Here is a 22,231-nt window from a genome sequence, read left to right as displayed (position 1 = left end):
GGGAAATACATGTATTGATGAGATACTCTAATCACAGCCTTATACTCAATTCTATTTTTGTTTATGGGTATCATTAATATTGTGTAAATTTGTAAAAAACAACAATATGTCAACAGCAGAACAAACAAAAAACTCACAGTATTTTATTGACCTTGAAGACAAACATGGAGCGCACAACTATCACCCCCTTCCAGTAGTTCTGGATCGCGGAGAAGGTGTTTTCGTCTGGGATGTGGAGGGCAAAAGGTACTATGATTTTCTTTCAGCATATTCTGCTGTAAACCAAGGACATTCTCATCCTAAAATTGTTGAAGCACTGGTAGAGCAGGCACAAAAGCTGGCTTTAACTTCAAGAGCATTCTACAACTCCAAATTAGGAGAATATGAACAGAAAATAACCACTCTTTTTGGATTTGACAAGGTTTTACCAATGAATTCCGGAGCTGAAGCTGTGGAAACAGCGGTAAAATTAGCCAGAAAATGGAGTTATGAAGTAAAAGGAATTGCAGAAAATGCAGCGAAAATTATCGTTTGCGAAAACAATTTCCATGGAAGAACAACAACAATTGTTTCTTTCTCTAATGATCCTGATGCCAACCAGAATTACGGACCTTTTACACCAGGATTTATCAAAATTCCTTATAACGATATCACTGCATTGGAAGAAGTATTAAGCAGAGAAGCCGGAAATATTGCTGCGTTCTTAGTAGAACCAATTCAGGGAGAGGCCGGAGTGTATGTTCCTGATGAAAACTTCCTTAAAAATGCTTCTGAAATATGTAAAAAATATAATGTCCTTTTCATTGCTGATGAAGTTCAGACAGGTATTGCAAGAACAGGAAAACTGATTGCCTGCCACCATGAAGATGTACAACCGGATATCCTGATCTTAGGGAAAGCACTTTCCGGAGGTATGTATCCCGTATCTGCTGTTTTAGCGAATGACAACATTATGAATGTTATCAAACCGGGACAGCATGGCTCCACGTTCGGAGGAAACCCTATTGCGTGTGCCGTAGCAGTAGCCGCATTGGATGTAGTAGCTGACGAAAAACTGTCTGAAAGAGCAGAAGAATTAGGAAAGCTTTTCAGAGCTGAAATAGAGAAGCTTATTGAAAAGACAAACCTTATTACCAAAGTAAGAGGAAAAGGCCTTTTAAACGCTATTCTGATCAATGATACACCTGATAGCTCTACCGCATGGAATCTTTGCCTGCAGCTGAAAGAAAACGGATTGCTGGCAAAACCTACACATGGTAACATTATCAGACTTGCACCACCATTGGTCATTACTGAAGAACAATTGCTGGATTGCGTGAAGATTATTGAAAAGACTATTCTCGAGTATAAATAAACTGATATTCATCGGATATTTTAATATGATCAACACTATTTGAACTGTTGATTTCCGGAAAAGATTAATGGGTATGGTAGTTAAAAACCATACCCTTAATGTATATTTTGAGGGAAAATGAATCCCTAATGGAAAATATTTTCTTAACGGATAACAGTTGCAGGTATTCTATCTTTAAGAATAAGAAATTTATACTGAGAAGATTATTCTACATTTTAATCATTCCGGTATTGATTTGCTGTTCTATCAGGGCTATAATATTTTTAAATGCTGTTCCCTAAACAGCTTTTGATTGGGGTTTATCTTATAAATTACTATTGTACGAAATATCAAAAACTTTTTCCATTTGTCTTTCGTTAGTAGTTCTAGGGGTTGCCTTTAATAAAGTATTACGGAGCCAAACTGCCGCACTGTTTTCATAATGAGAAATTTTACCAATAGCAGCGCTTGTATTGACGATATAATGTGCTTTTTTCATGCGCAGTTTTTCGTATTGAGTGAAAGCTTCATCCACCTTTTTACCTTCACCAAAAAGCTTTCCAATGATGTATGCATCTTCAATGGCCTGGCATGCACCTTGTCCCATATTAGGTGTTGTTGCATGGGCTGCATCACCAATCAGGCAAACACGGTCTTTTTGCCATTGGTAAATCGGTTCTAAATCGATAATGTCACTGACAAATATTTTCTCTTTGGGTGTTTCGGAAATCATGCTGAGAATTTCGGGATTAAATTCAGCAAAAAGCTCAGCAAGATTATTGGGATTTTTAACCAGGTGCTCGTTAACCACAGCGTACCAGTAAACTTTGTTATCACTAATTTTCACGAAGCCGAAGCGCCTGCCTTTTCCCCAGGCTTCATAAACATGGTGATTATATTTTTCTGTCCAATCAGATTCGATGACGCCACGCCAGCATTTTTGCTTGGAAGATCTGAGTTTTCCAATATTTAAAATTTGACGACGTACTACTGATTTAATTCCATCTGCTCCAATAACAGCATCTGCATTAGCGATAGTTCCGTCTTCAAAAGTGAGTTGATAACCGTTTTCCTGTTCGATTTTGGATAAACGTTTAGAAAGTTTAATGTTTTCAAAACCAATTTCTTCAGCCAGAATCATTTGTAAATCGGCACGATGAATGGCAATATTGCTTACTCCGTATTTACTTTCGAATGTATTTAATTGTACATCCGATAAGGTTTTGAGCTGTGGATTAGTAATGTTAATAGTTGAAATTTTATGACCTGCCATTTCGATTTTGTGGCGAATGCTTAGTTTGTCAAAAATCTGCATGGCATTATTAGCCATAATGATTCCGGCGCCCACAGGCTTTATTTCGGGTGCACTTTCGTAAACGGTAACGTCCAGATTATTTTTTTGTAAGGCTAAAGCTGTTGTCAAACCACCAATTCCGCCACCGATAATTGCTATTTTCATTGTGATTGCATTTATATTATGAGGCAAAATTAATGGCTGGAAAAACCAAAAACGTTCACTTAAGTTAATTTTCTGAAATTAGCAAATTCTTTTCCGGATTCTGCTCAGCGATTGTGGCGTAATTCCTAAATATGAAGAAATATATTTCTGTGGAATTTTGTTCAGAATTTCGGGTGACTTTTTCAAAAGATTGAGATAGCGTTCTTCCGGTGTATAAAAAAACAGTTCGTCAAGCCTTTGTTTTGCATCCAGAAAAGCTAAATCCGATATGCGTTTTGCCAGCCCAAGCCAGAAAATATCTTTCTGAATTAACATCCCAACAGCTTTTTTATCAAAATATAAAACTTCAGTTTTTAGAAGAGCCTGTATAACAGCGATTGATTTTTTTCCGGTAATATAGCTTGCGTAATCACCAATTACGTCATTATTCACCTGTAAAAGATAGCTGATATCTTCGCCTTTTTCATTGATGTAATAAATCCGGACAGCGCCATTCAAAATGATTCCTAAACGATCAAATACTCCATTTTTAGGTTCTATCATTTTGCTTTTATCATAAGTTACGATATAGCAAATATCCAAAAATTCCTTCGCACGCACCATAGAAATCTGAAGTGTCTTTGCTAATTTCTCCTGTATTGCTGATGTCATCGCTCCTATGTTGGTTTTAATTGATACTACAAAAATAATTTTTCCTGTTTTATTAGAACGAAATAGAGTATAAAACTAAAGAAGGCGCCTTTTCGGACGCCTTCTTTTTATATGAATGATAATTCTTTTTAGTGATTATCGTATTTTCTATCCATTACAAAATCTTCCATGAATTTTGTAGTATAGTTCCCTGAAAGATAATCTTCATTATCCATCAGCTGTCTGTGGAAAGGAATCGTTGTTTTTACTCCTTCAATATAGAATTCTTCAAGAGCCCGTCTCATTTTTGCAATGGCTTCCTCACGGGTCTGAGCCGTAGTAATAAGCTTAGCAATCATTGAATCATAGTTGGAAGGAATTGTATATCCGGAATACACGTGAGTGTCTACTCTGATTCCGTGTCCTCCAGGGATATTTAATCCTGTGATTTTCCCCGGAGACGGTCTGAAGTCTGCGTAAGGGTCTTCTGCGTTGATTCTACATTCGATTGAATGTAATTTAGGATAATAGTTAATTCCTGAAATAGGAGTTCCAGCAGCAAGAAGAATTTGTTCTCTGATCAGGTCATAATCAATTACCTGCTCAGTGATAGGGTGCTCTACCTGGATTCTTGTATTCATTTCCATGAAATAGAAATTTCTGTGTTTGTCTACAAGGAATTCGATAGTTCCTACCCCTTCATATCCAATGAATTCGGCAGCTTTTACGGCAGCTTCTCCCATTTTCTCACGAAGTTCATCTGTCATGAAAGGAGAAGGCGTTTCTTCAGTTAATTTCTGATTTCTTCTCTGTACAGAACAGTCTCTTTCAGAAAGATGGCACGCTTTTCCGAATTGGTCACCAGCAACCTGAATTTCGATGTGTCTTGGCTCTTCAATCAGTTTTTCCATATACATACCTCCATTTCCAAAGGCAGCTACAGCTTCCTGAATAGCAGATTCCCAGTGATCTTTAAGGTCTTCAGCTTTCCAAACAGCTCTCATTCCTTTTCCACCACCACCTGCGGTAGCTTTGATCATTACCGGATATCCTGTTTCTTCAGCTATCTTTACAGCGTGTTCATAAGATTCGATCAATCCGTCAGAACCTGGTACACAAGGTACACCTGCTGCTTTCATAGTAGCCTTAGCGTTTGCTTTATCTCCCATTTTTTCAATCTGTTCAGGAGAAGCACCAATAAATTTGATACCGTTCTTCTGGCAGATTCTTGAGAAGTTAGCATTTTCAGATAAAAATCCGTACCCTGGGTGAATAGCATCAGCATTGGTAATTTCCGCTGCAGCAATAATGTTAGGGATTTTAAGATAAGAGTCTTTACTCATTGCAGGGCCAATACATACTGCTTCATCAGCAAATCTTACGTGAAGACTGTCTTTGTCAGCAGTAGAGTATACTGCAACGGTTTTGATCCCCATTTCTTTACAAGTACGTAAAATACGCATTGCAATTTCGCCACGATTGGCTATTAATATTTTTTTGAACATCTTAATACGATTTGAAATTTGAAAATTTGAAATTTGAAATTGATTTTATAATCAATTATCAATCATCATTAATCAATATTTAATTAAGATGGATCTACTAAGAATAAAGGTTGGTCGTACTCTACTGGCGTAGCGTCGTCAACTAAAATTTTAACAATTTTTCCGCTGATTTCAGATTCAATCTGGTTGAATAGCTTCATTGCTTCAATAACACAAACTACTTTACCAACAGAAACTTCGTCCCCTACATTTACAAATACATCTTTATCAGGAGATGGTTTTCTATAGAAAGTACCAATCATTGGAGATTTGATTGTTACATATTTGCTGTCATCAGATGCAGCTTCAGCTTTTTCAGCAGCAGGAGCGGCCGGAGTTGCAACAGGTGCCGGAGCAGCTACCGCTTGTGGAGCAGTGTGGTATACTGCAGGTTGTGCATAAACAGCATCGCTTCCAGCTAATGGAGTTTTAATAGTGATTTCGAAATCTTTAGTTTTGTACTTAACTTCTGAAACTTCAGCCTTAGATACAAACTTGATAAGATTTTGTATGTCTTTAATGTCCATAAATTTGATATTTGATTTGATGCCAAAGATACCAAAAAAACGTAAAAAACAACAAAAAACCGCCAAATTTTATCAAAATTGGGCGGTTTTTGTATTAAAATGAGGCTTTTTCAGCGAAAAGCGACTCTTAGTTTTCTTCAGTAGCAGCTACTTCTTTTTCCAATACTACTTTACCTCTGTAGTATAATTTTCCTTCATGCCAGTGAGCTCTGTGGTATAGGTGAAGCTCTCCTGTTGTTGCATCTTTAGCTAATTGAGGAACTACAGCTTTGTAGTGAGTTCTTCTCTTATCTCTTCTTGTAGACGACTGTCTTCTCTTTGGATGTGCCATTTTCTAATAACTTTTTTAATTGATGAGCGATGAGATTCATCATCTCATCATATTTAAATTATTCTATTTAATTATTGTCTTTTAATTTTCTTAAAGCATCCCATCTTGGGTCACTTTCATGTTCTTCTTCTTCAGTTACCTCAATATCTTTAGGACTGAACTGGTCAAGAATTTTAAGATCTTCATCACTTACATTCGGTGAAATCTTTTTCATCGGGATAGAAAGCATTACATTTTCATAAATCAAATGTGCTACATTGAAAGCATGCTCTCCGGTAGGAATGGTAATCACATCTTCATTGCTGTCATCATATTCTTCCCCGAAATTCACCAAAATTTTGATTTCATTCTCAATAGGATAGTCAAAATTTTCATTGGTGATATCACAAACCAATTCAACTAATCCATTAATTTTAATCTCAAATTCTAGAAAAGTAGTGTGTTTATCAAGCGATACATTCACTTCTATTCTAGGATTTGTAAATTCCTGCTCAGTGTCAAATAATTGAAAGAACGTTTTATCTATCTCAAACTTGAACTCGTGTTTTCCGTTTTTAAGTCCGGAAAAGCTTACGTCATAGTTTCTTAACTTGTCCATAAAATGAGTGTGCAAAAATATGCATTTTTTTTATAATAACAAATAAAATCTGAAACAAATTAATTTAAAATTTGTTTTAAAGATTTATGCTTCAGTTTCCTCCGGCAGATCTTCATCTATTCCGTTGTCTACAGCCATTTTTCTAGGCTGCAGGCGGTTGCTCATCAGTTCGCTGTATTCACTTCTGTTTTTGAAAACCTTAATAGCAGTGAAGATCGCTTCTGTAAAACTTTGTTCATCAGCCATATTTTTTCCTGCAATATCATAAGCAACTCCATGATCCGGAGATGTTCTGATGAAAGGAAGTCCTGCCGTATAATTTACTCCTTCTTCATACGCTAATGTTTTAAAAGGAGCCAGCCCCTGGTCGTGATACATCGCTAAAACAGCATCGAAATTTTTGTATTTGCCCGGCTGGAAGAAACTGTCTGCAGGAAAAGGTCCGAATGCCAGTATTCCGTTGTCAGAAAGTTCTTTAATAGCTGGGCTGATGATCTCGATTTCTTCATTTCCGATAACACCGCCATCTCCTGCGTGAGGATTTAATCCCAGCACTGCAATTTTAGGCTTTTGAATACAGAAATCTTCTATCAGCGTCTGGTTTAAAACTCGGATCTGTTTCTTTATTTTTTCCTTGGAAATATTTTCAGCCACCTTTGCAATAGGGATATGATGAGTTGAAACAGCCACTTTAAGATCTTCGGTAACAAGGAACATTAGTCCTTTTTTATTGAATTTCTCTTCAAAATATCCTGTGTGTCCTGCATGTTTGAAACCCATCTTTACCATTTCATCCTTGTTGATCGGAGCGGTTACCAGAACGTCAATGTCTCCTTTCATTAAAGCTTCAGTAGCTGCTTCCAGAGAATCAATTGCCATCTTTGTAGATTCTTCGGTAGGAACTCCCAGTTCTACATTCACGTTTTCTTTGGTAAGGTTCACCATATTGAGTTTCCCTGCCTGTGCCTGCGAAGGTTCATTAACATAGTTGAAATTAATATTCAGCTTAAAAATATTTTTCTGATAAGTGAATAATTTTCCCGACCCAAAAATTACAGGTGTGAAAAAATCTGTAATAGTTTTGTCTTTCAGAGACTTCATAATGATCTCCGGGCCGATGCCGTTGAAATCACCGATTGAAATTCCTACTCGTACTTTATGGTTTTTTGGGCTCATTTTGATTATCTTTGAAGATTATAATTTACAAATTTAGCAAAAAATAATATGTTCACAGGAATTATTGAAGCAGTTGGTGTTATTGAGAAGATTGAAGAAAAAGGAAGCAATATAGATTTTACCCTGACTTGCCCTTTTACAAATGAACTTAAAATTGATCAAAGCCTTGCGCACAACGGCTGTTGTCTTACAGTTGTTGAAATAAAAGACAATCATTATGTGGTGACGGCAATCAATGAAACATTGGAAAAAACCAACCTTGGAAAATGGGAATTGGGAACCGTTGTCAACCTTGAACGCTGTATGAAAATGGATGGAAGACTGGATGGTCATATTGTTCAGGGACATGTTGATAAAACCGGTGAAGTGGTGAGTATCGAAAATAAAGACGGAAGTTATTTTATTACCATGAAGTATGATAATGACGGAAGTTTTGTAACGGTACCTCAGGGATCCATTACTGTAAACGGAATCAGTCTTACTGTTGCTAAAAGTGAAGATAATCAGTTTTCCGTAGCTATTATTCCTTATACCTGGGAATTTACGAATATGAAACATTTGAAAATTGGTGACAAAGTAAACCTGGAATTTGATATCATTGGTAAGTATATTGCTAGGTTAATTAAAAAGTAGAATGTCAATAAATAAGTATAAAGGATATAGCTTAAGGAATCGTGTGTTTTTCGGTTTCCTGCTGGTATGTTTTTTAAGTGTGGTTGCTACATCACTTGTTCCTTACTTTGTATTGAGAAATCATTCTTTACAGCAGAGTAATATCGATATGCAGGATAAAACCAATGCTGTAATGCGATATCTGGACTATGCGGTAAGCCAGAAACTTATTGAAACAAAAGATCTTCCGGAGGTTTTGGGGAATAAAATCTTTGAAATAGCGGATATCAACCAGCATGATATTTTTATTTATGATCTGAAAGGAAACTATTTGCTTTCCAACAAAGATGAAGGATTAATTGAGCAGAAAACAATTCCTATAGAAATCATCAATAAGATCCTGTCTACTGACGCAAGAGTAGACATGGTGAATTATGATGCGGCTAAGGATGCAAAGCTTACCTCTTCCTATCTTTTGCTGAAAAACAATGAACTTGAGCCTATCGGAATTGTTTATATTCCTTTATACCACAATGAATCTGCTTATCTTGAAGTTCTTCATCAGTATGTAAAGTATATTCTTTTAGTAGATATATTTCTTATCCTTTTTAGTATATGGATTAGCTGGGTTACGTCTAATAGTCTTGCCAAAACCATTACGAAATTCTCTGATATGATTACCCGTATTACCTTGTTTGAAAACGAAATGCGCCCTATCAGATATTATAAGAATGATGAGCTTAATGCTTTGGCCAGAGCTTATAACAGAATGATTCTACAGATTCAGGACCAGAAAGAAAGACTTAGATTCAAAGCATCCGAAGAAGCATGGAGAGAGATGGCCAAGCAGGTGGCTCATGAGGTGAAAAATCCGCTGACGCCAATGAAGCTGACGATTCAGAATTTTGAAAGAAAATTTGATCCTGAAGACCCGAATATCAGAGAAAGAGTAAAGCAAATGAGTAAAACTATTGTTGATCAGATTGATCTGATTGCTACCGTAGCTTCAGCATTCTCAGAATTTGCGAAACTTCCTGAAAAGAATAATGAAGTGATCAATCTGAATACCGAAGTTGAAGATATTCTCCGTGTATTCAACGATGACAGTATTTTCATGCATGCCAACAAGGCGAATATTATGATCAATATGGACAGGATTTATCTTTCCAGAATTATCACAAACCTTGTTACCAACGCAAAGCAGGCAGAAAGTGATAAGAGAAAACTGATCATCAATGTAGATGTCGAACAGCACCAGAGAAGAGTCATTATCTCTGTTCAGGATAACGGAGTCGGGATTCCTGAAAATATGTACGAAAGAATCTTTGAGCCAAACTTTACATCTAAAAGCAGTGGGATGGGGCTTGGTTTATCCATGGTGAGAAAAATGATCGAAGATTATAAAGGTGAGATCTCCGTGAAATCAGAAGTAGGGAAGGGATCTACATTCATTATTACACTGCCTACCAATTTATAGTGAAGCCATTTACATTTAAACAATTTCAAATTCAGCAGTCTAAAGATGTCTTCCGTGTAGGAACAGACGGTGTTCTGCTTGGAGCTTTGGCAAATGTTGAAAATGCTTCCAGTGTTTTGGAAGTAGGAACAGGTACGGGACTAATTTCTCTTATGCTGGCGCAAAGAAATCTTCAGGCCGGCTTTTTGGGATTAGATATTAATGAAGAGGCAGCAAAACTTACCCAGCTCAATTTTGAAAATTCTCCTTTTCATGCCAGGTTGAAAAACAGTCATCAGGACTTTAAAACTTTTGAAACGGAAGACCGGTTTGATCTTATTGTGTCCAATCCTCCGTATTTTGAAGAATCAGGATCTGAAAAAGATAAGGTTGCACGTCAGACCGTAGAATTGAACTTCATGCAGTTGATCAGTAAGGCGGCAGAATTATTGTCAGAAAAAGGGATATTTTCTGTAATCATACCTGTGGAAGCAGGGGAAGTTTTGATTTCAATTGGTAAAGAAAATAACCTGCATCTGAACAGAAAAGTGAATATCAGAGGAATTGAAAATGCAAAGGCAAAAAGATTGATTCTGGAGTTTTCGTTACAAGAAAAAGAAATCAACGAATCTGATTTTATCATAGAAAAAAGTCCGAGACAATACTCGGACCAATATCTTGAACTCACCAAAGAGTTTCATGTTTTTAAGTAAAGAAGCTAGAAATTAGATTTTAGAAGTTAGTTATTTCTGACCTTCTTATTTTTTATTCTTATTCAAATAATTCTGAAGTATCCAATACAGAAACTTTTCCGTCTTCACATCTGATGGCTTCACCAGGGAAGTTCTGAATCATGTGGTAATCATGTGTTGCCATTACTACAGCAGCTCCATTTTCAAGGGCAACCTGCTTTAATAATGTCATAATTTCATTGGAAGTCTCAGGGTCAAGGTTTCCTGTTGGCTCATCCGCTAAGATAAGATCCGGGTGGTTCAGAAGGGCTCTTGCGATGGCAATACGCTGCTGTTCCCCTCCGGAAAGTTCGTGAGGCATTTTGTGCTTTTTGCTTTTCATGTTCACGCTTCCCAACACCTCGTTGATACGGTCTTCCATTTTTACTTTATCATTCCATCCTGTTGCTTCAAGAACGAACTTCAGGTTTTTCTCAACCGTTCTGTCTGAAAGCAGCTGGAAATCCTGAAATACAATTCCCAGTTTTCTTCTTAAATTAGGGATATCAGACGGCTTTAGTTTTGCCAGATCAAATCCTACAACAGCCCCATGTCCTGATGCCAATGGAATGTGTCCGTAAAGCGTTTTCAGAAGGGAGCTTTTTCCGGAACCTGTTTTTCCGATAAGGTAGCAGAATCTACCTTTTTTAATGTTAAGATTTACATCAGAAAGAACAGTGAAATTTTTTTGCGCAATCTTCGCGTGCTGCAAACTTATAATATTGTCTCCGGAGATATTGGTATGTGGCATAATTTAATTTTAAAGGCTGTTTCTTATAAAAATATTTCAACTTCTAAAAATAGAAAAAAGATGTTGATGTAGCCTAAATTTTAGTAAATTTTAACAACAAAAAATGCCTGAAAAGGATCTTCTCAAGCATGTTTTGTATATGATAATTAGAAATTATCTCTTAGCGCGTGCAGCACTTACAGTTAATCTCTTTCTGCCTTTAGCTCTTCTCGCAGCCAAAACTCTTCTTCCATTTGGCGTAGACATTCTTTCTCTGAAACCGTGTTTGTTTCTTCTCTTTCTTTCTGATGGCTGGAATGTTCTTTTACTCATTACTATATGTTTAAATCGTAATTAATCTATTAATTTTCAGGTTGCAAAGATATATAAATTTTTATAAGTTACAAACTTTAATTATCTTTTTTTAAAATTAAATGTAATGTTTTTTGGTAGGGTATTAACAAACCCTCATCACAAAACCATTTTTCCGGTACAAAAATAATATTTAAATGATTTATATAAAAGCTCTATCTTTGAAAACTTTAATTTTAACGAAAAATAAACACCGGATGTTTACACCAGCAGAACTTTTAGATATCAATACATTACTTACCCAGGATAGCAGAATAGTGATCCTTACCCATTATAACCCGGATGGAGATGCTATTGGTTCAAGCCTTGGATTAAAACATTATCTGAAAGCAAAAGGAATTCATGCGGAGGTTATCGTACCCAATGATTTTCCGAAATTTCTGAAATGGATGCCGGAATCTAAAAAAGTTATTATTGCAGAATATAAAAGAAAACTGGCTGCGGATTTGATTGCGGGAGCAGATGTTATTTTCTGCCTGGATTTTAATTCTCCGTCAAGAATAGGATTATTAGGAGACTGGCTGGTAAAAGCTCCGGGGAAGAAAATTCTTATTGATCATCACCAACAGCCGGAACAATTTGATTTTGTGTATTCTGATACAGTCATTCCTGCCACTTCACAGATGATTTATCATTTCATTGAAGCAATGGAGGATGAAAAGCTGGTGAACCAGGATATGGCGGAATGTCTTTATACCGGAATCATGACGGATACAGGAGGTTTCCGTTTTCGTTCTACCAGTGCTACTACCCACAGGATTATTGCTAATCTTATTGAACACGGTGCAGACCCTGCCATGATTACTTCCAATACATGGGATACCAATACGGTTTCCCGCCTGCATTTGCTTGCTTTGGTTCTTGGAAGAATAGAAGTGGTGAATGACGGAACCGTAGCGGTTTTAAGCCTGACAAGAAACGAACTGAAAGAATTTGGTTTCCAGAAAGGAGATACAGAAGGTTTTGTGAATTATGGTTTGAGTATTGCCGGAGTGAAAATGTCAGCATTCTTTATGGAAGATCTGTACGAAGACTTCGTTAAAATTTCTTTCAGAAGTAAAGATGATGTGGATGTGAACCAATTCTCAAGAAAATATTTCAATGGTGGCGGGCATATTAATGCAGCCGGAGGGAAATCTTTAGATTCTTTAGCGGGAACGATCGTCAACTTCAAAGAAAAAGTAAAAGAGGAAGGTTTATAGAGGCAAAAATCTGTAAATTTTTCTGATTAACTTCTAAATACTTCTACGAAACCCCTTTTCTTCAAGCTCCTGGCAGGTATAATCATACACTTGCTGAAACATTTCATCCATATATCTTTTGTTGAAAAGACTGTATTTCGTCATTTTGGGCGGATCAAGAAAAATATTGCAGTATTTTGCTTTAGAATAGACCGACTTTGCGATCGCTAAGTGAAGGATTCTGTCGAATTCTTTCATCAGGCTCATCTTGCTTAACTCATCATAGCTGATGGAATTGACATGAGAGGCAATCAGAAAATTACATTTATCCATGATAGGCTCAATGGGAAGATTATCCAGAACGCCGCCATCCACATAAATTTTCTCACCAATTCTTACCGGTGGAAGAATAAAAGGAACGCTTGAGGAAGCCAGTAATGGTCCAAAAAGCTCTCCTTCAGAAAAGAAATCTACAATGCCATGAGTCATTTCCGTTGCGGCTACATACACCGGAATTTTTAAAATACCGAAATTGTCTTCAGGGAAATAATCTTTGAACAGTTTTAAAATAAAATTGGAACTGAAGATTCCGTTTTTGGATAATTTTAAAGATGACCTGGAAAAAAAAGAAGTTTGCTTGACAATTTCCATCATCTCTTCCGGCGTTTTTCCAAAAGAATAAAAAGCACCAATGATGGATCCTGCGCTGGTTCCTGAAATAATGTGTGGTTTCAGATTGTATTCTTCCAAAGCTTTCAGTACGGCGATATGAGCAATCCCACGCATTCCTCCGCCTGAAAGTGTAAGTCCGATAACCGGTGGTGCCGGTGGTTTCTTTTTTTTGAATGAAAATAAAGCCATTACCTAAATTATCCTCTACTAATATACAGGATTTTTTGTTATGCACAGCTTAATTTGTCAGGTAACCTGTTTTATAAAACCAGTTTTTTAGGAAGATTGTGAAGAAGTTCTGTATTGATGATTTCTGCGCAGATTCCTGGCTTTTCCCAATGACCGTTGTGTCCGCAGTCCAGGATATAAGATTTGATATTCGTTCTGTCCGGAAGATGTTTGATCATCATATCCGTTTTTACCGCATTATCATGTTTACCCGCCAGTACTAAGATTTTAGCTTCCAGGTTTTCAAGGACATGTTTTTTGTCGGTTCTTTGCACCATACCTTTTACACAGGCAAGTGCCCCCAGATTGTTGGTGGATAGCGCGGTTTCAAGAGCGGTTTCTATTTTTCCTTCCAGGATATCCCTTTCGTTTGGATTGAATAAATTAGGTACCCCGGCTCTTGCATAATGGGCAAAAGCATCCTTGATGATTCTGTAGCTTTTGATTCGCTGCTGTTTTTTCTCTTCATCATCCGGAAAATACGTAGAGAAAAATAATGTAAGACTTTTTAAAGAATCAGGATACTTTTCTGCAAAAGCGAGAGATGTATATCCTCCCATAGAATGTCCCAGAAGATGTATTTTTTCTAAATGCTGATCATCCAATACTTTTTTTACTTCTTCAGCCATCAGTTCCATGGTGTGAACTTCAGCCAGAATTTCAGACTGTCCATGGCCGGGAAGGTCAATTTTGAGCAGTGAAAAATCTTTGGAAAGGTGATGTTCCATATCACTCCAGATGGATAGATTTTCCATAAATCCGTGAAGAAGTACCAACGTTTCTTTTCCGTTTCCTTTTCTTTCAAAGTTCAGCATGATTCCAAAATTTAGAAGGTTAAAAATAATACAGCAGCTTACATACTGTGGATCTGTTTCTCCTTTCAAATTTAGTCAAAAAAAGAGCATTTAAAAAATGCCCTTGTCTTTTATTGAGTTAATTCCTTATAAACCTTTGTTTCCCAAGGTTTGATGTCTGTTACGCCATATCGTTCCTTTTTAGAAATAGCAAGGTTGTCCAGCATGTCTACAAAATTTTTGTAGTTGGCTTCATCTGTTGGTTTTACAATCACTGTGAATTTGTTGGGTGCAGGAGCATTTTTATACGCTTCAGCAATGATCTTTGAAATTTTTATTCCACTGAAATCTGTTTCTTTCAGGTTTCCTTTATTCAAATCTTTCTGATTGCTCTGATGATAAAATACCCGGTTGTCTTTTCCAAGGATAAAGGTAATCTGGTTTTGATCACCAATTACCGGTTTATCAATAGAACTGGGATTTGGATCTTTTGCAGGGAGTCCCAGGTCCATTACATTAGGTTTTGTAAAATTGGTGGTGAACATAAAGAAAGTGATAAGTAAGAATCCCAGATCGACCATAGGCGTCATGTCCACTCGGATCATTTTTTTCTTTTGCTTTCCGCCTTGTTTTTCTTGTGCAATTACTTCTGCCATGATTAAAGTTTTTAAATGTTAGACTATATTTTTTTTGAAGAATTCATACAAAACATATGCCTTGATTGTTAAAAACTTTATAGATTCATGAATCTATTGATTATTATTGTATAAATTTTACCTATTTCTGTTTTTTAATACTTTTCTTGAAGAAAAAGGGTAATTATGATATTTTCAAGGGGTTACCGGGTGATTGTTATTTTCTTTGTAAGAATAATTTCTTCTTTGTTTTTTACCTGTACCATATAAAGTCCTTCCGTGAATGCAGATGTACTGATTTTAATTTTTTCTTCATTATATTTTTGAGAGAAAAGTTTTCTTCCGGACATATCAGTAATGCTAATAGTACTTTCCCGGGGCAGATGGTCCAAGTAGAAAAAGTCTTTTGCCGGATTAGGGTAGAGGTTAGGTTTATTTATCGAGTGGTTTTCTGAAATACCAAGTTGTTCCGGACTTAATTTTACTACCCAGGCATCGGTCATACCATGATGTCCGGTAACGTCTCCACTTGTAGATCCTGTACTTCCTGAAACAATATACCCGTTATCAGCGGTCAGTTCAACAGCAGTTAAGTAATCGAAATCGGGACCTCCCAAGGTTTTCTCCCACTTCAGATTTCCGCTGCTGTCCAGTTTTATGACCCAGTAATCCAGATTACCGTGGTGATTGGTTACTTGTCCGTTGTTGGAAGCTGTCCAGCCTGCAACAATATAATCCCATTCGGGAGTTTGGCGAATAGTTATGGCGTTGTCATGAAAACTTCCTCCAAAATATTTATCCCACTCGATGGTTCCGTTATTGCTTAGTTTGATAACCCAATAATCGGGAAGTCCGCTTTCAAGATTTGAAGGATTAAAAGAAGTGCCCACGGCAATATAGCCGCCATCGAAAGTCTGTTGCGCATAATATCCCATGTTGTCACCAATATTGCCCAACGTTTTTTGCCATTGCATATTTCCTCCGGAATCGAGTTTTACTACCCAAAAGTCATTGTTCCCGTAGCTTACAGTAATATCGCCATCTGTAGACACGGTGGTTCCTGCAATAATATACCCGCCATCAAAAGTTTGCTGCACAGAATTGACCTGTTCACTGCTGCTTCCACCCAGCGATTTCTGCCATTGTATATTTCCGTTAATATCTAATTTTACGATCCAATAGTCTCCTCCTCCATGATTTCCGCTCACATCTCCGTCATTGGAACTTGAAGATCCGGCTACAATATATCCTCCTTCAGAAGTCTGCTGAATAGATTGTGCCATATCCATACTGCTTCCACCCAGCGATTTCTGCCATTGCATATTCCCGTTGGAATCAAGTTTTACAATCCAGTAATCATAATTTCCATGATTTCCGCTGATATCCCCGTCACTGGAATTGGATGATCCGGCAATAATATATCCTCCATCGGTAGTTTGACGGATGGATTGTGCATCATCAACATGGCTTCCTCCTAACGTTTTTTGCCATTGTATGCCTCCTGCAGGGTTTAATTTTACGATCCAGTAATCTCCTCCTCCATGATTCCCGGTGACATCTCCATCATTGGACATAGAATGTCCGGCTACAATGTATCCTCCGTCGGAGGTCTGCTGAACGGCATTCGCAGATTCACCATGGGTGCCTCCCAATGCTTTTTGCCATTCTATGGAAGGGGCAGACTGGGCAGCTAATGCGGAATAGATAAGAAATAAAAAAGTAGATGTTAAATATTTCATATGTATTTGAATTGGTGATAGTTATTCAAATATAATTAATTTTAGACTACGTTTTGTGTTTTATTGTTTATTTAATTCATGAAATAAAAAAACTCACACGATAAAGTGTGAGTTTTTGAATGATATGTTAATAAATTATTTATTCTTTTTATAGAAATTTACCCCGCATTCAAGGAATTTTTTGAAATCCTCTTTAGGCATATATCCTGAAACAGGCGTGTTGATTACTTTACCGTCTGGAGTAATTAAAACATAGTGAGGCTGAGAATTGTTGTTAAAGTTCACCTGCTGGAATAAACTCCATCTGTCCCCGATGGTTTTTACCTTCTTGATCTGTCCGTCTCCCAGGTCAATTTTGGTTTTCTGATCCTCAGGAAGCTCTTCCTTGTCGTCTACATAGAGAGAAGCCAGTACTACATCGTTCTGAAGAATCGGTAAGATATCTGGTTCGCTCCAAACAAATTCCTCCATTTTTCTACAGTTTTCACAACCGTATCCTGTAAAGTCGATCAGGATTGGTTTATCTTCTTTTTTGGCCAGTTCTACAGCTTTGAAGAAATCGTGCTCCGGATGCATTCCTAAAATTCCGTCTTTTTCATCATGGAAATAGCTTACATTGAGTGGAGGTAAAATTCCACTTAATAACTGAAGTTTCGGACGGTCAGATGGGATTAACCCTTGAACCAGATAGATCACGAAACCAATTCCCAATACCCCTAATATTTTTCTGGTGATAGAGATTTTAGGCTTTTTATCATCATGAGGGAATCTGATCAATCCTAATAAATAGATTGCTAATCCTAAGGCGATAATAATCCAGATGGCAATGAAAAGCTCTCTTTTTAAGAAGAATGTTTTGGATACAAGATCAGCTTTAGACAAGAATTTCAATGCCAATGCCAGTTCTACGAATCCTAAAACTACTTTTACCGTATTCATCCATCCTCCGGATTTCGGAAGGCTTTGTAATGCCTGCGGGAATAATGCCAGCAGTCCAAAAATAATCGCCCATGCCAGCCCGAATCCAGCCAAAGCAAAGGTCAGCAGCATAGGAACATTGGATGAACCTGTTACCGCACTTCCCAGTAAACTTCCTAAAATAGGTCCTGTACAGGAGAAAGAAACAATCACCAACGTTAATGCCATGAAGAAAATACCGATAATTCCTCCCGCTTCTTCCGCTTTGGAAGATTTGTTGGCGATAGAACTTGGCAGCGTGATATCATAATACCCGAAGAAACTTCCGGCAAAGAATATGAATATGATGAAGAACGCAATGTTCAGCCATACACTTGTGGAAATTTCATTGAAGATATTTCCGGCAATTCCATCAATAATATGGAAAGGAATACTTAATAAAACAAAGATCAGAAGGATGAAAAAGCCATAAATAAGAGCATCTCTTTTTCCTTTGGCTTTGTTTTTACTTCCTTTGGTAAAGAAAGAAACCGTCAATGGAATCATCGGGAACACGCATGGCGTAAGCAAAGCAATTAACCCTCCGATAAATCCAAGGAATAGATACGTCCAGTAATTTTCATCCACTTTGGCAGATGCTGTACCGCAATCTGTCAATGGCTTTTTGAAATCGATGGTTGCAATTTTCAACTGCTTGGGATCCAGTTTTGAAGCTTCTGTGATCACAGCTTCAGTTTTTGCAGGATTTTCAATAACAGTCTCAGTTATTTTTACAGAGTCTTTTGCAGGACCTGCGGTTTCCTCGGCTGCAGTCTCTTCCGCTGCCCCTTTTGGAGTAACTTTTTGATTGAATTCCAATGTATTGGGAGCCAGACAAACCCTGTCATCACAAGTCTGATACGTAATCTCGGAAGTGACATCTGCAGGTTTTGCCGGGTCTTTTAATTTAAATTTCTGCTTAAATCCGGCAGCATTGGAATAAAAAACAATAGTACCTCCAAATGCTTCAGAAAATTCTTCATGTTTTTTACCGACTTCGGTAAATTTTCCAATCAACTCAATATTCTTTCCTGTCACTTTATACTCCGTCGGAATTCCGGTATCTTCCGGTAAATCTTTGGAGTAAATATGCCATCCGCTTTCCATGGTAGCATTCAATACCGCTTCGTACTGATTGTTTCCCAGATCATTGATGGTAAATTTAAACTTTACAGGATTTTTTATCTGCGCATTAATTCCTGTCGCTAAAAATAGTAGAATTAATAAAAACCAGTTTCTAAATTTCATTGTTCATTTCATTAAAGTTTTGAGACTCCATTTCGTTTTCTCATTCTTTGCATATCTTCTGTTTTCCCTGAAGGATAGCTGTCAATACAGTATTTTTCCTGATGAGTGCGTGTCCGGATTTTTTGCCTCGCTAAAATAGATAATTTTTCGTCCCTAAAAAATTTAGAAACTTTCTTTTTTTAAGCCTGATGTCTAAAAATATTTCGTCTTCTGCCTTCATCACCATAGCGGTATCACTTATTTCATCATTTAAAGTGATTATTGATTTTGTCAATTTTGCAACATGGTATTATGATGAGATCGTTTGTCATGATAAAAGTTTTGGACCAATCAATTCAGGTTTTTTACAATCTCTTCTACAGATGCTCTCTTTTTATAGTCTGTATCAAAATGCCTCCATGTAATTTTTTTCCCCTCATTAAGGATGAAGGTTGCCGATACAGGAAGTCTTCCGGAATGATCTGATCTGCTGTCAGCAAAATCCTCCTTTAATTTTGAATTATATAAATTAAGAGTTTCACTGTCAGGAGTATAAAGGACGTCAAATGCTTCTGCTATTTTATAGCCTTCATCATATAAAACGGTATAATCGGTCTTTGTTTTACTGATTGTCTTTTCGATAAATTCCGGTTTTTCAGGAGAAATAATAACGAGTTTTGCATTTTTCGACTTCAGTTCAGGAGCCAGATTCTGTAATGTTTCAATATATTTGTTACAATAAGGGCACCATTGTCCGCGAATAAAAACAACCACCAGTTTTTTGTTTTCTGCTGATGAAGAAAATGTATTTCCCAAATGATCTTTCGCACTGAAATTACCTATCTCATCTCCAATCATTTTTCCTTTTACCTGATCTAAAGTTTTACCGGACTGAGGCATTTTTTTTTCAATAACAGCTGCTCCTACGCCTAAAAACTGTTCAGCATTATAATAGCCGAAATCATATTGAACCAGTTTTCCTTTTGGATCCAGGAATAAAAAAGAAGGGTAGTTGACTACTTTAAATTCTTTGGCCAGGCTTAAGCCTTCTTTTTCCGCGTCTATGGCCAGGTTTACAAAATTTTTGTTGAACATTTCTCCGACTCTGGAATCTGTGAAAGTGTTTTTTGCCATGAGCTTGCATGGGCCACACCAGGTAGTGAACAGATCAATGAAGATCAGTTTATTTTCTTTTGCTGCGACTTTTTTTGCAGCCTCCAAATCAATTTTTTGAAAACTGATGCCTGTGCTTTGTGCATGTAATGAAATTCCTATTGCTATAAGAAAACTCAAAATGATTTTTTTGAACATATATTTCTTTTCTTATTAAGTTCCCTGATTCATGAAAAAATCACCCATAGATTAAATTATTTTTTTAATGATTTGATTGTCAGGTAGAAAAAATGCTATTGTTTTTAATCCTTTTGATCTGCTCTACACATTTGTATTTTTGATTCTGAGCATTATGCCTGCTGGAATACTGATATTTATTCTGAATTTCCTCTATACTTTTATTTTCGATAAAAATGTCATGAATCAGATTCTGGCAATGTGAGGAAATAGACTTGATATAACCGGCTAGCTTTTCCCAATAATATCTTTCATTTTCAATGGCCGTACTTATTTCCTCCCGATGTTCCATGAAGTAGTTTTCAGGAGACTCAACATAAAAGTTTCTGTTTTTTAGTTTTTTAAACCACAGATTTTTTACAATTCCGATAATATAATTTCCCAGACAGGTTTGGACTTTGAAGTCATCAGCATTCAGCTTTTCGTAAAGAATGAGCAGTGCATCCTGGAAGATATCTTCTGCATCTTCAAGATTTCCTTTATTTTTGAGAATGAATTTCTGGGTATAACCAAAATACTGTTGGTATAAAATTCCAAAAGCTATATTGCTGTCTTTCTTAAAATCATCAACAGCTAACGAATTAGTTGTTTTTCTGTCCACTTTACAGTTATCTTTTTTTGAGTAGTGCTGTCTGCCTGATACCTGCGATCCTGTCTGAGAGGGATAACTCCCAGGATATGGTTCCCGGAGTCACATAATAACCAGATCTTTTCCCTAATCAAAGCAGATAATTTTTCGTCCCTGAAAAATTTAGAAACTTTCTTTTTCCCTGAAAACGCTGTCGGATAAAATTCATCTCCGTCCTGCTTTTTCCTCAAAAGAAGTGGGAACTGAAGCTTTTCAGCATCGAAATCCCATTCAAATCCTTTATTGATTCCGGAAATGTTTTCAATATCATCTACGAGATTGATGCTCATCTGGTTTTCAGAAAAATCAAAGTGTTCAATCAATACTATTTCTTCCGGAGTTTCCTTTTTTCCACTTTTATCAATAAAGATGAGTTCATCCCGGTTGACAATCAACTGATATTCCTTTGAAAAAAAAGAACTGTTATTTCCGGCTTTAAAAATTTTCGGAATTTCCTCCTCCTGATTGAATCCGTATTTCTTTAAAATTTCAAATTTTACAAAATCGCTTTCACTATCCAGCTTTCCCTTTGATAGGATTTTATAGTTTTGGTTAAATACGGTAAGGCGATTTTCTATTTCCTGGATCTGTTGTTGTACAAACTCTTTGGTTTGATTCAGGTATAAAGAACTCTTTCTGAAGTTCTCCAGAAAGTGGTCGTTGGTCTCCATCAGCATCGGAACAATCTCATTCCTGATTTTATTCCTCAGATAATCATTTTTTTTATTAGAAAGGTCTTCGCGGAATTCAATAGTATTCTGCTCAGCAAACTGATAAATTTCTTTTTTTGAAACATTTAAAAGGGGACGAAGGATTTTATTATCATTCGATGGAATTCCGCTCAATCCATTAATTCCGGCAGCTTTGGATAGATTAATGATGAAAGTTTCCAACTGGTCATTAAGATGATGGGCGGTAACGAGAAATTCCAGCTTTTCTTTTTTCCTGATTTCGTTAAAAAAACGGTACCGCAGTTCCCTGGCCCAAAGCTGGATAGAATTTTCAGGCTTCCGGTCTTTTTCCGAAACTTCATACAAATGAAATTTTATATGATTTTTCTCACAAAAATCCTGCACTGTTTTCTGATCCAGATCCGAATCGTTCCCCCGAAGTTTATAATTGATATGAGCTACCTGAAACTGAAACCCGGCATCTTGAATTTCCTGCCTGAAATCCCTGAACAATGAGGCCAGAACCATAGAATCTGCTCCTCCGCTTACCGCTAAAAGATAGGTGTGATTTTCCGGCTCGTGAACGAGATTTTTTAACTGACTGATAAAGGCTGATTTATTCAACATATATGTTGAGAATTTCTTTTATG

General features: G+C 36.8%; 22 protein-coding genes. 5 read left to right on the top strand and 17 right to left on the bottom strand.

The genetic code is table 11. The features are described 5' to 3' along the window. Window positions 1-106 precede the first annotated feature (106 nt). Window positions 107-1,354 carry an ornithine--oxo-acid transaminase gene (gene rocD / locus JNG87_RS02745; protein WP_202841571.1) on the top strand — a complete coding sequence of 416 codons (1,248 nt, stop codon included), beginning with the start codon at window positions 107-109 and terminating at the stop codon, window positions 1,352-1,354. A 304-nt stretch (window positions 1,355-1,658) separates the two neighbouring features. Here rocD and JNG87_RS02740 read toward each other — a convergent pair whose 3' ends face one another. The 7 genes from JNG87_RS02740 to pdxA form a co-directional block, all read right to left on the bottom strand. After that, complete coding sequence (locus JNG87_RS02740) at window positions 1,659-2,792, bottom strand: FAD-dependent oxidoreductase (protein WP_202841568.1); 1,134 nt, start codon at window positions 2,790-2,792, stop codon at window positions 1,659-1,661. A 78-nt stretch (window positions 2,793-2,870) separates the two neighbouring features. Then, the gene (locus JNG87_RS02735; protein ID WP_238349655.1) at window positions 2,871-3,443 is read right to left on the bottom strand and encodes a Crp/Fnr family transcriptional regulator; all 573 of its coding nucleotides are present in this window, start codon (window positions 3,441-3,443) and stop codon (window positions 2,871-2,873) included. Window positions 3,444-3,571: 128 nt separating this feature from the next. Next, complete coding sequence (gene accC / locus JNG87_RS02730; protein WP_110011462.1) at window positions 3,572-4,927, bottom strand: acetyl-CoA carboxylase biotin carboxylase subunit; 1,356 nt, start codon at window positions 4,925-4,927, stop codon at window positions 3,572-3,574. Window positions 4,928-5,010: 83 nt separating this feature from the next. Next, complete coding sequence (gene accB / locus JNG87_RS02725; RefSeq protein WP_047385964.1) at window positions 5,011-5,493, bottom strand: acetyl-CoA carboxylase biotin carboxyl carrier protein; 483 nt, start codon at window positions 5,491-5,493, stop codon at window positions 5,011-5,013. A gap of 127 nt (window positions 5,494-5,620) precedes the next feature. Continuing rightward, window positions 5,621-5,824, bottom strand: a complete 204-nt coding sequence (gene rpmF / locus JNG87_RS02720; protein WP_002976251.1) for a 50S ribosomal protein L32 — start codon at window positions 5,822-5,824, stop codon at window positions 5,621-5,623. Between the two features lie 67 nt (window positions 5,825-5,891). Next, a complete protein-coding gene (locus JNG87_RS02715) occupies window positions 5,892-6,422 on the bottom strand; it encodes a YceD family protein (protein WP_137906077.1) in 531 nt (176 codons plus the stop codon). 84 nt (window positions 6,423-6,506) lie between these two features. Continuing rightward, window positions 6,507-7,598, bottom strand: coding sequence for a 4-hydroxythreonine-4-phosphate dehydrogenase PdxA (gene pdxA / locus JNG87_RS02710; RefSeq protein ID WP_202841566.1), 1,092 nt, complete (start codon window positions 7,596-7,598; stop codon window positions 6,507-6,509). A 48-nt stretch (window positions 7,599-7,646) separates the two neighbouring features. Between pdxA and JNG87_RS02705 the strand changes: the two genes are divergently transcribed. Genes JNG87_RS02705 through JNG87_RS02695 form a run of 3 tightly spaced genes read left to right on the top strand, consistent with a single transcriptional unit; the run spans window position 7,647 to window position 10,379 of the window. Further along, complete coding sequence (locus JNG87_RS02705; protein ID WP_110011459.1) at window positions 7,647-8,231, top strand: riboflavin synthase; 585 nt, start codon at window positions 7,647-7,649, stop codon at window positions 8,229-8,231. Window position 8,232: 1 nt separating this feature from the next. Beyond that, entirely contained in the window at window positions 8,233-9,687 is a 1,455-nt protein-coding gene (locus tag JNG87_RS02700) for a sensor histidine kinase (protein WP_110011458.1), read from the top strand. Next, window positions 9,687-10,379 (top strand): tRNA1(Val) (adenine(37)-N6)-methyltransferase, encoded by a 693-nt coding sequence (locus JNG87_RS02695; RefSeq protein ID WP_202841564.1) that lies wholly within the window; start codon window positions 9,687-9,689, stop codon window positions 10,377-10,379. Before JNG87_RS02700 ends, JNG87_RS02695 begins: the two co-directional genes overlap by 1 nt. A 58-nt stretch (window positions 10,380-10,437) precedes the next feature. Here JNG87_RS02695 and JNG87_RS02690 read toward each other — a convergent pair whose 3' ends face one another. Beyond that, complete coding sequence (locus JNG87_RS02690) at window positions 10,438-11,148, bottom strand: cell division ATP-binding protein FtsE (RefSeq protein ID WP_076594903.1); 711 nt, start codon at window positions 11,146-11,148, stop codon at window positions 10,438-10,440. Between the two features lie 153 nt (window positions 11,149-11,301). Beyond that, a complete protein-coding gene (gene rpmH, locus JNG87_RS02685; protein WP_002976260.1) occupies window positions 11,302-11,460 on the bottom strand; it encodes a 50S ribosomal protein L34 in 159 nt (52 codons plus the stop codon). 236 nt (window positions 11,461-11,696) lie between these two features. On the opposite strand from rpmH, the gene JNG87_RS02680 reads away from it, so the two are divergent. Continuing rightward, window positions 11,697-12,701 (top strand): DHH family phosphoesterase, encoded by a 1,005-nt coding sequence (locus tag JNG87_RS02680; RefSeq protein WP_110011456.1) that lies wholly within the window; start codon window positions 11,697-11,699, stop codon window positions 12,699-12,701. 33 nt (window positions 12,702-12,734) lie between these two features. Here the strand turns inward: JNG87_RS02680 and JNG87_RS02675 are convergent, their stop codons facing one another. The 8 genes from JNG87_RS02675 to tilS all read right to left on the bottom strand — a co-directional run bounded on the left by JNG87_RS02675 (window position 12,735) and on the right by tilS (window position 22,208). Beyond that, entirely contained in the window at window positions 12,735-13,541 is an 807-nt protein-coding gene (locus tag JNG87_RS02675) for a patatin-like phospholipase family protein (protein WP_062675737.1), read from the bottom strand. Window positions 13,542-13,612: 71 nt separating this feature from the next. Further along, window positions 13,613-14,395 carry an alpha/beta fold hydrolase gene (locus JNG87_RS02670; protein ID WP_123279522.1) on the bottom strand — a complete coding sequence of 261 codons (783 nt, stop codon included), beginning with the start codon at window positions 14,393-14,395 and terminating at the stop codon, window positions 13,613-13,615. Between the two features lie 110 nt (window positions 14,396-14,505). Then, window positions 14,506-15,030 (bottom strand): biopolymer transporter ExbD, encoded by a 525-nt coding sequence (locus tag JNG87_RS02665; protein WP_202841562.1) that lies wholly within the window; start codon window positions 15,028-15,030, stop codon window positions 14,506-14,508. A 182-nt stretch (window positions 15,031-15,212) separates the two neighbouring features. Beyond that, window positions 15,213-16,748 carry a T9SS type A sorting domain-containing protein gene (locus JNG87_RS02660; protein ID WP_202841560.1) on the bottom strand — a complete coding sequence of 512 codons (1,536 nt, stop codon included), beginning with the start codon at window positions 16,746-16,748 and terminating at the stop codon, window positions 15,213-15,215. 135 nt (window positions 16,749-16,883) lie between these two features. Continuing rightward, entirely contained in the window at window positions 16,884-18,953 is a 2,070-nt protein-coding gene (locus JNG87_RS02655; protein WP_202841559.1) for a protein-disulfide reductase DsbD family protein, read from the bottom strand. Between the two features lie 330 nt (window positions 18,954-19,283). After that, complete coding sequence (locus JNG87_RS02650; protein ID WP_202841558.1) at window positions 19,284-20,225, bottom strand: redoxin domain-containing protein; 942 nt, start codon at window positions 20,223-20,225, stop codon at window positions 19,284-19,286. Between the two features lie 97 nt (window positions 20,226-20,322). Then, window positions 20,323-20,883 (bottom strand): RNA polymerase sigma factor, encoded by a 561-nt coding sequence (locus JNG87_RS02645; protein ID WP_202841557.1) that lies wholly within the window; start codon window positions 20,881-20,883, stop codon window positions 20,323-20,325. Next, window positions 20,856-22,208 (bottom strand): tRNA lysidine(34) synthetase TilS, encoded by a 1,353-nt coding sequence (tilS, locus tag JNG87_RS02640; protein WP_202841556.1) that lies wholly within the window; start codon window positions 22,206-22,208, stop codon window positions 20,856-20,858. Before tilS ends, JNG87_RS02645 begins: the two co-directional genes overlap by 28 nt. Window positions 22,209-22,231: the final 23 nt, after the last annotated feature.

It is taken from the genome of Chryseobacterium cucumeris (assembly GCF_016775705.1).
GTDB classification, from domain to species: Bacteria; Bacteroidota; Bacteroidia; order Flavobacteriales; family Weeksellaceae; genus Chryseobacterium; species Chryseobacterium cupriresistens.
The sequence above is the reverse complement of the archived record's forward strand: the minus strand, read 5'-3'. Positions and strand labels throughout refer to the sequence as shown.

What these genes read in the sequence shown, in the direction of transcription:
- rocD (WP_202841571.1), top strand. Translation starts at nt 107, where the DNA reads ATGTCAACAGCAGAACAAACAAAAAACTCACAGTATTTTATTGACCTT.
- JNG87_RS02740 (WP_202841568.1), bottom strand. Translation starts at nt 2,792, where the DNA reads ATGAAAATAGCAATTATCGGTGGCGGAATTGGTGGTTTGACAACAGCT.
- JNG87_RS02735 (WP_238349655.1), bottom strand. Translation starts at nt 3,443, where the DNA reads ATGACATCAGCAATACAGGAGAAATTAGCAAAGACACTTCAGATTTCT.
- accC (WP_110011462.1), bottom strand. Translation starts at nt 4,927, where the DNA reads ATGTTCAAAAAAATATTAATAGCCAATCGTGGCGAAATTGCAATGCGT.
- accB (WP_047385964.1), bottom strand. Translation starts at nt 5,493, where the DNA reads ATGGACATTAAAGACATACAAAATCTTATCAAGTTTGTATCTAAGGCT.
- rpmF (WP_002976251.1), bottom strand. Translation starts at nt 5,824, where the DNA reads ATGGCACATCCAAAGAGAAGACAGTCGTCTACAAGAAGAGATAAGAGA.
- JNG87_RS02715 (WP_137906077.1), bottom strand. Translation starts at nt 6,422, where the DNA reads ATGGACAAGTTAAGAAACTATGACGTAAGCTTTTCCGGACTTAAAAAC.
- pdxA (WP_202841566.1), bottom strand. Translation starts at nt 7,598, where the DNA reads ATGAGCCCAAAAAACCATAAAGTACGAGTAGGAATTTCAATCGGTGAT.
- JNG87_RS02705 (WP_110011459.1), top strand. Translation starts at nt 7,647, where the DNA reads ATGTTCACAGGAATTATTGAAGCAGTTGGTGTTATTGAGAAGATTGAA.
- JNG87_RS02700 (WP_110011458.1), top strand. Translation starts at nt 8,233, where the DNA reads ATGTCAATAAATAAGTATAAAGGATATAGCTTAAGGAATCGTGTGTTT.
- JNG87_RS02690 (WP_076594903.1), bottom strand. Translation starts at nt 11,148, where the DNA reads ATGCCACATACCAATATCTCCGGAGACAATATTATAAGTTTGCAGCAC.
- rpmH (WP_002976260.1), bottom strand. Translation starts at nt 11,460, where the DNA reads ATGAGTAAAAGAACATTCCAGCCATCAGAAAGAAAGAGAAGAAACAAA.
- JNG87_RS02680 (WP_110011456.1), top strand. Translation starts at nt 11,697, where the DNA reads ATGTTTACACCAGCAGAACTTTTAGATATCAATACATTACTTACCCAG.
- JNG87_RS02675 (WP_062675737.1), bottom strand. Translation starts at nt 13,541, where the DNA reads ATGGCTTTATTTTCATTCAAAAAAAAGAAACCACCGGCACCACCGGTT.
- JNG87_RS02670 (WP_123279522.1), bottom strand. Translation starts at nt 14,395, where the DNA reads ATGCTGAACTTTGAAAGAAAAGGAAACGGAAAAGAAACGTTGGTACTT.
- JNG87_RS02665 (WP_202841562.1), bottom strand. Translation starts at nt 15,030, where the DNA reads ATGGCAGAAGTAATTGCACAAGAAAAACAAGGCGGAAAGCAAAAGAAA.
- JNG87_RS02660 (WP_202841560.1), bottom strand. Translation starts at nt 16,748, where the DNA reads ATGAAATATTTAACATCTACTTTTTTATTTCTTATCTATTCCGCATTA.
- JNG87_RS02655 (WP_202841559.1), bottom strand. Translation starts at nt 18,953, where the DNA reads ATGAAATTTAGAAACTGGTTTTTATTAATTCTACTATTTTTAGCGACA.
- tilS (WP_202841556.1), bottom strand. Translation starts at nt 22,208, where the DNA reads ATGTTGAATAAATCAGCCTTTATCAGTCAGTTAAAAAATCTCGTTCAC.